The organism is Capnocytophaga sp. ARDL2, assembly GCF_041530365.1.
Taxonomy (GTDB): domain Bacteria; phylum Bacteroidota; class Bacteroidia; order Flavobacteriales; family Flavobacteriaceae; genus Flavobacterium.
On sequence record NZ_CP168034.1, the window covers coordinates 79,788 to 92,610 of the forward strand.

The following is a 12,823-nucleotide window of genomic DNA, read 5'->3' on the forward strand; positions in this document are numbered from 1 at the left end:
AAAATTAATTATACTATCAGCAATAACAAATAGTGTGCCTATTTTACACCGTGCATCAATTTTAAGATGAACTTGTTTAATAATATCAACAAAATTCCACAAATCATTACAAATCCTGCAATGTATGTAAACACTTGCCCTGCTCCTAATGTTTCAACACTTGAGGCTACAAATCCTCCGATAAAGTTTGCCGCTGAAGACGACAACATCCATACTGCCATCAAGATAGAAGCCAATTTTGGAGGCGAAAGTTTTGTAACTACAGACAATCCTACTGGTGACAAACACAATTCACCAATTGTATGCAACAAATAAGTCATGATCAACCACATCATCGCTGCTTTGTTTGCCTCGTCGTTGATATCCCCATTTGCCGCTCTTTCTGCTACAGCTCCCAACATAAACAAGAATCCAATTCCTAAGATGATCATACCAACTCCCATTTTTACTGGAGTACTCAATCTCTTACCTAATTTTGAATTCCAGAAAATAGCAAATAACGGTGCCAATGCCACAATAAACAATGGGTTTACTGATTGGAACCAAGATGCTGGTACTTCAAAGTTTCCAATTCTTCTATCGATATAAGAATCGGTATATAATGCTAATGAAGAACCTGCTTGCTCAAATCCAGCCCAAAAGAACACCGCAAACAAAAACAAGATAAAAATCACCGAAATTCTTTGTCCCTCTTGTTGTTTGTTCAATATTTCTCCAGTTTGTGGGTTTACTGAGTTCAAATTTTCTACCACTTCACCCACTTTAGAAGACCCCACTGGTTTTGCACCCAAATCTCCTAAGTATTTCTGTGCCATAGTGTTGAACATCAACTGTCCTAACAACATACCGATACCCGAAGCCAAGAATCCATATTTATATCCATACGACATGATTTGGTCACCCTCTTTTACAGCAAACAAATCGTCAGTCAAATATCCAATTACCAACGGAGCCAGAAACGCTCCCAAGTTGATTCCCATATAGAAAATAGAAAACGCCGAATCTCTACGGTCATCTCCATCCTCGTACAATCCTCCTACTAATGTAGAAATATTTGGTTTGAAAAATCCATTACCAATAATCAACAACAACAAACCGATATACAAACCAGTCATATTGTTCATTCCAAATAATACAAACTGACCCAACATCATAGTTATACCACCAATCGTAATCGCTTTACGCTTTCCGATGTATTGGTCAGCCAACCAACCTCCAATCAACGGAGTGAAATAAACCAAACCAGCAAATACACCAAACAGCATAGTTGCCTCTGATTTGTCCATTCCTAATCCCCCTTGAATATAGGTTTTTGTAAGATAATAAATTAAAATTGCACGCATTCCGTAGTACGAAAAACGCTCCCACATTTCTGTGAAGAATAAAAGGTATAACCCTTTAGGATGCCCTTTTTTAGTTGAATTTGCTACACTTTCCATTTTTATTATTTTATTCCATGCATTAATTTTTTAATCACTGGACTTACCAACATCACCAATACACCTGCCGCTGCTGGGATGAAAGTAAAGATTAAGAAAAACATTCCCAATCCGTGTTCCTCTTTGATTACTTCTACCTGACCTCCCAATGCGGCGGCAATTTTATTTGCAATTGCCAATGCCAAGTACCAAATACCAAACATAAAGGTAAGCATACGAGCTGGTACCAATTTAGATACATACGAAAGTCCCACTGGAGACATAAACAACTCTCCCAATGTGTGGAATAGATAAGTAATCACCAAGAAAATCATAGACATTTTCACAGCGTCGTTTTCTCTTGCACCTGAAAGTTCGTATCCTAAATACATTACAAAAAATCCTACAGAAACCAACAACAATCCAAATCCGTATTTGAATGCCGCTGGCGGATTGTATTTAGAATTCCAAATTTTTGATACTACCGAAGCCAATGAAATCACGAAGAATGAGTTCAAAATTGAGAACCAAGTAAATTTTATTTCAGAAGTTTCTTTTCCAAATTCTATATTGAGCATCCACAATGATACCGCCCAAATCAATAAGAAACATACAATCAAAACCACATTTGATAGTGCAATTTTTGACCAAGTTGTTTGTGCCAATTTTACCAATACATACGAAATAATCGCCAATGGCACTATGGTCAATCCTGCATTTACTACTTTAAAAATCAATGCTGCCGAACCGTCTAATGTACGCTCTGTATAATCTCTCGCAATCAACACCAACGAACTGGCTCCTTGCTCAAAACTCATAAAGAAAAACAACAAGAAAAAAGCCAACATTCCCACGGCAAACATACGATCTCTTACGATAGGTTCGTAACGCAAAATACGAGAAACCAACAAGTAAACAAACAATACCAACGCTACAATCACCGCAATATATTGTCCACGAAGTACCTCAGTATCCATAAATTGGAACATGTCCAACACGCCGTTTTTCGACAAAGGGTCGTTAAAGGCAAACGCCAAACCTATAACAGAAACAACTATTGTCAAAGCTATATCAAGCTGTGTAAAAGGATTTGGTTTCGTTTCCAACACCTCTTGCTCTTTCACCTGATTTGCATCCGATTTTTTGGTCAAAATCCCCAAGTTGCCCATCAAAGGCTTTGCAAACACAAACTGCAAAGTCCCCAACAACATAAAGATACCAGCCAATCCAAAGCCATAATGCCAGCCCACTTCTTCACCAATGTATCCACAAAGTAGCATCCCAAAAAACGCTCCCGAGTTTACCCCCATGTAGAAAATGGTATAGGCACCATCTTTTTTCTCAGGCAAATCCTTGTACATTTGCCCCAAAATCGAAGGCATATTCGGTTTAAAAAATCCTGTACCAATCACCAAACCAGCCAATCCCAGCATAAACATAATTTCGCTGTCGATAGCCATAGCCGCGTGTCCGAGCGTCATGATGATCGCACCGATGATAATCGCCATACGCGACCCAATGTATTTATCGGCGATAATACCACCAAAAATTGGCGTCAGATACAGCATCATCGCATAGGTACCGTACAAAGCACCCGCTTGCTGAGCATCCCATCCCCAACCACTACGAGCAGGGTCGTTTTCGAGTACTACAGCTGTCAAAAAAGGTATCAACAACACGCGCATACCGTAGAAAGAGAATCGTTCCCACATCTCTGTAAAAAACAAAACAAACAGTCCCGAACGCTGTCCCAATACCGTAGATTTGTAAAAATCAGATTGTTGTATATCCGTTTGCATTACTATAAAAGATTTTAATTTTTTAAAAAAATTCAGTTCGCAATATACAATTTTTTTAAATTGATTTAACTATTTTTTTCATAACACCTCATTTTTTCTTTTGAGCGTACCCCACTCCTCTTCATTTTCAACACATAATCACATAAATTTCAATGTATCAAGGAGTGGGTCGGGTGTTCGTCAGTCGCTTTTTACCTCTCCACTATCGTTTCGATGCAAAAGAGCTCCAACAATGCCTCTCCCCCTGACGCAAGTAGCTGCAAAATTGTTCATTCATAAGAATAGTAAAATATTTACCCAATCCGAAATACACACAGTTATTAATACCTCGTAAAAGTTATCACCACTACTTTAATAACTTTGACTATATTTTCTATACATAACAGCCAATGTTTTCTCTAAAAAGCGTAGCGTCTAATCATTTACATACAGTAATTTCTATGTTTCTATTGTGTCCTATGTGGTTTAAAGAAATCTCTGTTTCGCCTTTGAAAAAAACGATACGCTAAGTTTTCAACATCTCAGAAGTTAATAATCGATGCTCAAAAGCTTCTGAGAAGTTCGTTTGTGTATAAAAATAATTCGTGAAAATTTGTGTAATTCGCGGCTTATACCAACACCGTAGGTGTCAAATAAATCCGTATCTTTGCAGACCATTCAAACAAAAAACATGAAATTACACAAAAATTTAGTCTTTACCGTTATTGATTCGCTCGTAATGATATTTAACGACGGAGACTATGCAGATAAAGTAGTTGCAAAAGCTCTAAAAAAAGACAACCGCTGGGGTAGCAAAGACCGAAAATTTATCGCGGAAACGATTTATGAAATTGTGCGTTGGAAACGCCTTTATGCCGAAATTGCTGAGGTCAAAGAACCTTTTTCTAGAGAAGATTTGTGGCGTATCTTTGCGGTATGGGCTACTTTGAGAGGAATTTTGCTTCCCGACTGGAAACAATTTAAAAACACTCCTACGCGTCGTATAAAAGGGCGTTTTGACGAGCTAAGCAAAATCAGAAAATTCCGCGAATCTATCCCAGACTGGATCGACGAAGTGGGCGTGAAAGAACTCGGAGAAGAGATTTGGAACAAAGAAATTGCTGCTCAAAACCAACAAGCTCATGTGGTTTTGCGTGTAAATAATTTGAAAACCACAAAAAGTAAATTGAGAGCCGTTTTGATGGACGAAAACATCGAAACCTATTCTGACGAAAAATACCCAAATGCTTTGATTCTCAAAGAAAGAGCCAATGTATTTATAACAAAAGCCTTTAAGGAAGGGTGGTTTGAAGTACAAGACGCTTCTTCGCAAAAAGTAGCTCCATTGTTAGACATTCAACCTGGAATGCGAGTAGTTGACACCTGTGCAGGTGCGGGCGGAAAAACTTTACACATTGCAGACATCATGCAAAACAAAGGACAAATCATCGCAATGGATTTGTACGAAAGTAAACAAAAACAATTAAAAATCCGTGCCAAGAGAAACGGTGTTTTTAATATAGAATACCGCATCATCGACTCGACCAAAATCATCAAAAAACTACACGAAAAAGCCGACCGTGTATTGATCGACGCTCCTTGCTCTGGACTGGGTGTTTTGAAAAGAAACCCAGATAGCAAATGGAAATTACAACCCGAATTTTTGGATGAAATTCGCAAAACGCAAGAAGAAATATTAAATAGCTATTCCAAAATCGTAAAACCTGGAGGTAAATTGGTGTATGCCACTTGCTCGATTTTGCCATCGGAAAACGAAAAACAAATCGAAAAGTTTTTGAAAACCGATTTTGGAAAGAATTTCAAATTCATCAAAGACGAAAAAGTATTGGCTCACAAATCTGGATTTGATGGGTTTTATATGTGTTTGTTGGAGCGTCTTGAATAATTTTATAAATCAAACATATTGATTCTATCATTTTTGAAAAATCAATAATATTATTTACAGATAAAGACTCTATTTCAAACTTTAATGACATTGAGCTATTATTGATTTATGAAAAATATGATAAGCATGTATTAAATGTTAAAGTTTTTAATAAAATTAACAAGAAATTACAAGAAAATGAAATTAATAACAAAAAATCTTATTTTATAACAACAAATGACTTTAGTCCAATTTCAAATTATGTAATCAAAAAATATTTTAAGAATATTTATTCTTTTGTCAATAAACCTGTCTAAACTTTTTAAGAGTAAAAGTAAAAGTTTAGACAGGTTTAATAGGTGAAAGTTATCACATCAACAAATTTGAGAGTAATTCAAATCAGCATTACAAAAAATATTTTTCCAATCATCAATAGTTTGCCATTAGGATAGTTTTCACCTTTCTTAATGTCTAACTAATTACATATTATCAGATCACACATATGCAAACCACAAAAAAAGCCGCAGTAGGCTTTATATTTATCACATTACTCATAGACATCATTGGCATCGGAATCATCATTCCCGTTTTGCCCAAACTCTTGCAAGAATTGGGAAGTGTGGGTGTAAGCGAAGCTTCTAAAATAGGAGGCTGGTTGGCTTTTGCTTATGCCTTTACACAATTTGTTTTCGCTCCTTTAGTAGGTGGACTTTCCGATCGTTTTGGACGCAGACCCATTGTGCTGATTTCATTAGCTGCCTTTACCATAGACTATCTAATATTAGCATCAGCAAACTCTATTTTCTGGTTGTTTATCGGACGAATATTAGCTGGATTGACAGGTGCTAGTGTATCAACAGCGATGGCATATATCGCTGATGTGAGTACACCGAAAGACAGAGCAAAAAATTTCGGTTTGGTAGGTGCTGCATTTGGTTTGGGTTTTATCATCGGGCCACTCATCGGTGGAGTTTTAGGGGTATATGGTGCAAGAGTGCCATTTTATGCAGCAGCTTTTTTGTGCTTTGTCAATTTTATTTACGGATATTTCCTACTACCAGAATCTCTGCCCAAAGACAAACGCCGAACTTTGGAGTGGAAATCGATGAACCCAGTTGGGGCTCTACTTAGACTCAAGCGTTATCCAATTGTAATACCATTAGTTACCGCTATGTTTTTTATGTATTTTGCTTCGCATGCCATCAATGGTAACTGGAGTTTTTACACGATTTATCGCTACGATTGGGACGAACGCATGATTGGAATTTCCCTCGGATTTGTCGGCATACTCATCGGATTGGTTCAAGGAATATTGGTACGGTTTGTCAATCCAAAGTTGGGCAATTCCAAGAGTATTTTGATTGGATTTGCACTAAATGCAATAGGGCAATTTCTCATTGCCTTTGCATCGCAAGAATGGATGATATTTCTTTTCGTTATTCCTTATTGCTTAGGTGGAATCGCAGGACCTGCCGTACAATCTGAAATCACAGGACACATTCCTCCCAACGAACAAGGACAAATACAGAGTACTTTGGCAAGTGTAAACAGTGCCACAGCTACATTTGGACCTGTAGTAATGACTACACTCTTTTATTGGTTTACCAAAGAAGATACGAGATTTGATTTCCCTGGAGCACCATTTGTTTTAGCGACAATTTTGGTTTGTATCGCTTGGGGATATGCGTATAAAGGTTTGAAGCAAGTAAAGGAACTGTAGAACGACACATATTTTAACAAAAAAACGACACGAGTAAAAATACCGTATCGTTTTTCCCACATTAATTAATCACAAAATAAACATCACTTTTTAACAAACGAACTTCTGTTTATTACTTTATCATTTGAAAACAGCTCTATAAAGTACGTTCCGCTTTCAAGATGAATCACATCAATCGTACTTTGATAATTTCCTTCTAATATTTTTTTACCAGAAACATCAAATATTCTAAACTTTTCTACTTCCTCATCCATCCCATCTATTGAAATAAATTCAGACGTCGGATTTGGAAAGAGAACTAATCTATTTGAAACATTTTCTTTGTCTAAAGATAGAGATTGTATAGGTGTCCACGAAAGATTATCAATAGTTACTTGATAATTGTTACTAGTATTTACAGCTGTAATTTTTAGAGTTACACCATTAGTCATATCTATATTTTGAAATATTTCACTGGACATTTCATAATCATAGACCGTTGCCTCAACTCCAGAACCCAAGCCGAAAGGACCAATTTCATCAACGAGAGTATCATTTAAATAAACTTTGATTCTTCTCGCGCTTGCTCCTGAAAACGCTTTACGATACTGAAACGATAGTGCAGAAATTCCCGATGGATACGTTGCTTCCAAACTACTATTGGCATTTCTCAATATGACACTTCTACCTTCAATCGCATTGGACTCTAAATAGGCACATTGTACACAACTATAATTAATACCCTCCAATCCTACAAACTCAATATTCTTATAAGAACTATTCAATTCTGTGGAATTATCAAATGTTTCAACATAAACTTGTTGAGCTTTTCCATATAATCCAATAAAAAGAAAAGCTAAAATAACTGTATTTTTCATAGCTATTTTTATTAGAAAAAGCATTAACAAAAACTCTACAAATTAGCAATTAATGTATAATCTCCATATAACGCTTTCCGTTTTGACTTTTCAAATATAATTATATTTTTCAAAATAATAAAACATTATTTTTTACATTTATTTAATTTTTAAATATTATTTATTGTTTTAATACAATCATTAATCATTTCCTAATGATTTAAACAAATTCTTCAATATTCAAACAAACAATTAACACTCGAAAAATCGTTTAATTTTATGTTACAATAAAAATATAGAGGCTGTCCGAAACGACAACCTCTATTTCATTTTTATTACAAACAATAAATTACTTGTTTACAACTGCTTCTAATTCAGAACCTGCTTTAAATTTAACCACTTTTTTAGCAGCGATTTTGATGGTTTTTCCTGTTTGAGGATTTCTTCCTTCTCTTGCTGAACGCTCAGACAAAGACCAAGAACCAAATCCTACTAAAGACACTTTTCCTCCTTTTTCTAAAGTAGAAGTAACGCTTCCTAAAAATGATTCTAAAGCTAATTTCGCTTGTACTTTTGTAATTCCTGCTTCAGCAGCAATTGCATCAATAAGTTCAGTTTTATTCATAACTTTTTTATTTATTTAATATCTAAAAGACAAATTTATACAAAAAAAATTTATATGCAATTTTTTTCTAAAAAAACTTAGTATTTGCTTCAATTTTAAATCCATTTAGAAAAGATTTTATATCTGTAGCCTTTTTTCCTGGCATTTGCAACTGCAATATACTAATGTATCCATCTTTCACACACACTTTTAGAGATTGTTTATCATATACTAAATCTAACTGTTGATGTTTTGGTGTTGTGCCCTCAAATTTTGCTTCATAAATCTTTACTTGAAATTCCTTTCCTTCGTGCTGCATATTACTCCAAGCTGTTGGGTATGGCGACAATCCTCTAATATGATTATAGATTTCTTTTCCACTTTTACTCCAGTCGATTTGCGTATTTTCTTTAAACAATTTATACGCTGTCTTTTGAGGCACTATTTCTTGTTTTTGAACGCTGACACTGCCATGTGCAATTTGCTCTAAAGTTTCCACCACTGCCGTTTTCCCTAAATTCATCAAACGGTCATGGAGTGTCCCTACATTATCGTTTTCGTGTATTGCTTCTTTTTTGTGCAATATCATTGCTCCTGTATCTATCTGCTCATCTATAAAAAAAGTTGTTACTCCTGTTTCTGTTTCTCCATTAATTATTGCCCAATTAATAGGTGCTGCTCCTCTATATTCTGGCAACAACGATGCATGTAAGTTAAATGTTCCTTTTTCAGGCATTTGCCATACTTCTTTAGGCAACATCCTAAAGGCAACTACTACTTGTACATCTGCCTCAAGTGCTTTTAACTTTTCTAAAAATTCTGAAGACTTTAAATTGGTTGGTTGCAACACTTTTAAATTATGTTTTACAGCATATTTTTTTACAGCCGACTCAGAGAGCTTTTGACCTCTTCCTGCTGGTTTATCTGGTGCAGTTACTACACCTACTATTTTATGTTCAGTTTCCCTTATTGCATCCAATATTCCTACTGCAAAATCAGGTGTCCCCATAAACACGATACGCAACTTATCCATAAAATTATTTTACTATTATATAATTATTCTTTATTTCTATTTTATTATTCATCAATAATTGATCAAGAAAGGGCAAAAGATCTTCCCATTGAGCTTGATGTTTTTCCAATAATTGATTTATAGCTATTTTATCTCCAGAATCAAATTTCTTTAATTCTTTATCCCAATCTACTAAAATCGTTTTATTTTTTATACAAACCGAACATATTCCACAATCTATTGCTTCTTCTCCAAAATAATTTGCGATTTGCTTTGACTTACACTCGTCTTCGTCAAGTACCCATTTGAGCATTTGATCAAATTGAGTTTTTTTTAATTCATTGTGTTGTTTTATGTATTTCAATCTTGGATTGAGTGTATAATCATCTTGTCTTATTTCATTGAATATTATTTCTAAATCATTTCCCTGATTTGAAAATGTACACCAACCTTTTTCTTTCCATTTGTTCAAAACGCCCAAAATCATCTCTTCACTATACATCAATTGTTTAGAAATGTGTTTTACATTGATTTCTGTTTCCATTTGTGAAACTCCTCGATAATTTTGTATGATAAACAAAAACAATCTTTCTTCTATAGGATTATTTCTAAAAAACTGAATAGCATCGTCATTTTCTACTAAAAAATGTAAATATGAGCTGTACTGAAATTTTTTATCTAAGATAAAAATCCCTTGTCTGTCAAAAAACTGGAAAATCGATAATGTTTTTCCTTTATCTAAATTGTATTTTTCACAAAAAGCGGAAAAATTCATCAAAAATCTCAATCCATCTCCTTCGCCATAAGCAATTCTATAATATTGTACAAAGTGATGATATACTTTTTTGACATCTTCCTTTGAAATCAACGATCGCTCATACATCGTTTTAAAATGTTTCACAATTCGCTCATTACAAAAAACAATAGATTTCGATGGTTTTTGGTCTCTTCCAGCTCTACCCACTTCTTGATAATAACTCTCTATGTTTTCAGGCAATTGTATATGTATTACGGTACGTACATTAGGTTTGTCAATTCCCATTCCAAAAGCGTTTGTAGCTACCATAACTTGGACTTCCTCGTCTAACCAATTTTGCAAAGTATTTTTCTTTTCACGGTATGACATACCTCCATGAAAAAAACTTGCCTTTACTCCCAAATTATTCAAATGACTTGCCCACTCTACGGTTTGTTGACGATTTCTTACATAAACAATTGCAGGATTTTTCTGTAATGACAAAAGTTCTACCATTCGCTGCTCTATTGCTTCTGTATATTCGACTATATAAGACATTTCTGACCGTACAACTGATTTTTTAAAAACCACAGGATTTCTTAATTGCAATAACTTTTTAATGTCTTCTTGTACACGCAAATTAGCACTTGCTGTTAAAGCAATCATAGGAACTGAAGGGAAAATATCTCTAATTAAAAACAACTGTAGATATGAAGTTCTAAAATCATGTCCCCATTGAGAAACACAGTGTGCTTCGTCAACTGCTATACAATTTATAGGCAACTGTCTCAAACGTTCAAGAAACCAAGGTTGAATCAATTTTTCAGGTGAAACATAAATGATTTTATATTGTCCATACAAACAATTATCCAACAAACGATAATTTTCTTCTTTATTATAAATTCCTGCAAAACTAATAGCTGGAATATCTTTTTGAATCAATTGATTTACCTGATCTTCCATCAAAGCGATCAGTGGAGAAATAACCAAACCTATTCCTTCTTTCATCAACATTGGAATTTGGTAGCACAAACTCTTTCCTCCACCTGTCGGAAGCAAGACAAAGGTATCATTTTCTTGTACAACTGATTGGATTATTTCATCCTGCTGTTGTCTAAAAGATGAATAGCCAAATTTTTCTTTTAATATATCTAACGCTTTATTCAATGTGAATGATTTTGTTTTACAAATCTAAATGTTTTTTTTGGATGATTCAAAATAAAAAAGCTGTCTGACACGGGGCAAACAGCTTTTTGTTATTTTAGATATACAAACTAAATTAAACCAATTGGTTCAAAGCGTCAACATACGTTTGTTTCGGAGCAACACCAACTTGACGTCCTACTACCTCACCGTTTTGGAAGATCAATACCGTAGGAATATTTCTAACTCCGTATTGAGAAGCAAAATCTGAATTTGCATCTACATCTACTTTTCCTACTACTGCTTTCCCTTCAAATTCTTCTGACAATTCATTGATTGTTGGAGTAAGCATTTTACATGGACCACACCATTCTGCCCAAAAATCCACTAATACTGGTTTGTCTGATTTCAATACTACTTCTTCAAATGTAGCGTCTGTTATCTCTAATGCCATTTTTATTTATTTTTAATGATTTGTATCGCAAAGTTATCATTTTTTCTGAAGTATGCAAATCTATTATAATAACTTTTACTTATTAATGGATATTTTTTATTTATTGCTAAATATTTTAATAATTACAATATAAACAATGTTTTTTTTAAATCAATCATCTCGATAAAAAAAAACTGTCCGAAAATCTTCAGACAGTATTTAATATATTAGAAGTTAACTGAAGGACAGTTACACTTATAGTGAGAACCTTTACAAGCAAAATTAAATCCAAACGACAACTGGTGCATTCCTTTACCATAGTTTACTGCACCTAAAGAGTGTGTATAAACGTATCCCATTGTAAATTTACCTGTTTTAAATCCTACCAATGGAGACAATGAACTTTCATATTGTTGTCTTGTTTTATTGTTTTTGAAATGGTCTGCACCATCAAAACTGGTTCTATAAGACAAACCTGCGTACAACTGTCCATTATTGAACTTTTTGTACATTTTCATGTTTACATCGGCTAATTTCTCTTGCGTTACTTCTACATATTGCAACAACACTGAAGGTTCCCAACTGTATCCACTATCATTGTAATTGTTGAATCCTTTGAAATTTCCAAATACATATCCAGCTGATAACATATATCTTCTTTGATTTGTTGACTCTACATCTGAATATATTTCTTTATTTGTTGAAAACGCATTCTTTACTGTAAAATGTGTAAAGAAATCTAAAAAGTGATACGATGCACCTACATCAACCATAAAATTCATTGCATCTACTCTAGCACCTGGAGTAACTAAATCATCATGTGGCATTGCAACAAACTTTGTCTGATCTAATGTTGTTTGTGCAAATCCTGCATTCACACCAAAAGACAACATATTCAAATCATAATCACTACGAGAAAATGTGATGTGGTGAGCGTAAGTCAACTTTGCACCCAATTGAGAATGATATCCATTTTGGTCGTTAAACGTGGTCAAACCTACCCCCGATCTATCACCTAATCTTGTATCAACGGTTCCAGTAAATACTGTCGGAGCATTGCTATCTCCAATCCAGTTAAACCTAGATGCCGCTCTAATCTTTAGACAGTTTGAAGCTCCCGCCATAGACGGATGCAACAAATAGTAGTTGTCTGTCAAATAATCTGAATACACAGGTATTCCATCTTGAGCTTGAGTCGAGTGCATCATTAGTAATGATGCACCGATTATCATTAAAGGTTTTCTAAAAATATTCATAT

General features: G+C 34.6%; 10 protein-coding genes. 2 read left to right on the forward strand and 8 right to left on the reverse strand.

What is annotated here, in order from left to right; genetic code table 11:
* Window positions 1–38 precede the first annotated feature (38 nt).
* Both AB4865_RS00430 and AB4865_RS00435 read right to left on the reverse strand, forming a co-directional pair.
* On the reverse strand, window positions 39–1,439 hold the full coding sequence (locus tag AB4865_RS00430; protein WP_372473768.1) for a peptide MFS transporter: 1,401 nt from the start codon (window positions 1,437–1,439) through the stop codon (window positions 39–41).
* Window positions 1,440–1,444: 5 nt separating this feature from the next.
* The gene (locus AB4865_RS00435; RefSeq protein ID WP_372473769.1) at window positions 1,445–3,217 is read right to left on the reverse strand and encodes a peptide MFS transporter; all 1,773 of its coding nucleotides are present in this window, start codon (window positions 3,215–3,217) and stop codon (window positions 1,445–1,447) included.
* A gap of 670 nt (window positions 3,218–3,887) precedes the next feature.
* On the opposite strand from AB4865_RS00435, the gene AB4865_RS00440 reads away from it, so the two are divergent.
* Window positions 3,888–5,102 (forward strand): RsmB/NOP family class I SAM-dependent RNA methyltransferase, encoded by a 1,215-nt coding sequence (locus AB4865_RS00440; protein ID WP_372473770.1) that lies wholly within the window; start codon window positions 3,888–3,890, stop codon window positions 5,100–5,102.
* Between the two features lie 481 nt (window positions 5,103–5,583).
* Window positions 5,584–6,801: a TCR/Tet family MFS transporter gene (locus AB4865_RS00445; RefSeq protein WP_372473771.1), complete on the forward strand. Its 1,218-nt coding sequence runs from the start codon at window positions 5,584–5,586 to the stop codon at window positions 6,799–6,801.
* 83 nt (window positions 6,802–6,884) lie between these two features.
* Here AB4865_RS00445 and AB4865_RS00450 read toward each other — a convergent pair whose 3' ends face one another.
* The 6 genes from AB4865_RS00450 to AB4865_RS00475 form a co-directional block, all read right to left on the reverse strand.
* The gene (locus tag AB4865_RS00450; protein WP_372473773.1) at window positions 6,885–7,658 is read right to left on the reverse strand and encodes a T9SS type A sorting domain-containing protein; all 774 of its coding nucleotides are present in this window, start codon (window positions 7,656–7,658) and stop codon (window positions 6,885–6,887) included.
* Between the two features lie 328 nt (window positions 7,659–7,986).
* Complete coding sequence (locus AB4865_RS00455; protein ID WP_372473774.1) at window positions 7,987–8,262, reverse strand: HU family DNA-binding protein; 276 nt, start codon at window positions 8,260–8,262, stop codon at window positions 7,987–7,989.
* A 67-nt stretch (window positions 8,263–8,329) separates the two neighbouring features.
* Entirely contained in the window at window positions 8,330–9,274 is a 945-nt protein-coding gene (gene fmt, locus AB4865_RS00460) for a methionyl-tRNA formyltransferase (RefSeq protein WP_372473775.1), read from the reverse strand.
* A 4-nt stretch (window positions 9,275–9,278) separates the two neighbouring features.
* Window positions 9,279–11,156 (reverse strand): ATP-dependent DNA helicase RecQ, encoded by a 1,878-nt coding sequence (locus AB4865_RS00465; RefSeq protein WP_372473776.1) that lies wholly within the window; start codon window positions 11,154–11,156, stop codon window positions 9,279–9,281.
* A gap of 112 nt (window positions 11,157–11,268) precedes the next feature.
* On the reverse strand, window positions 11,269–11,586 hold the full coding sequence (trxA, locus tag AB4865_RS00470) for a thioredoxin (RefSeq protein ID WP_372473778.1): 318 nt from the start codon (window positions 11,584–11,586) through the stop codon (window positions 11,269–11,271).
* Window positions 11,587–11,792: 206 nt separating this feature from the next.
* Window positions 11,793–12,821, reverse strand: coding sequence for a type IX secretion system membrane protein PorP/SprF (locus tag AB4865_RS00475; RefSeq protein ID WP_372473779.1), 1,029 nt, complete (start codon window positions 12,819–12,821; stop codon window positions 11,793–11,795).
* Between the last annotated feature and the right edge of the window lie 2 nt (window positions 12,822–12,823).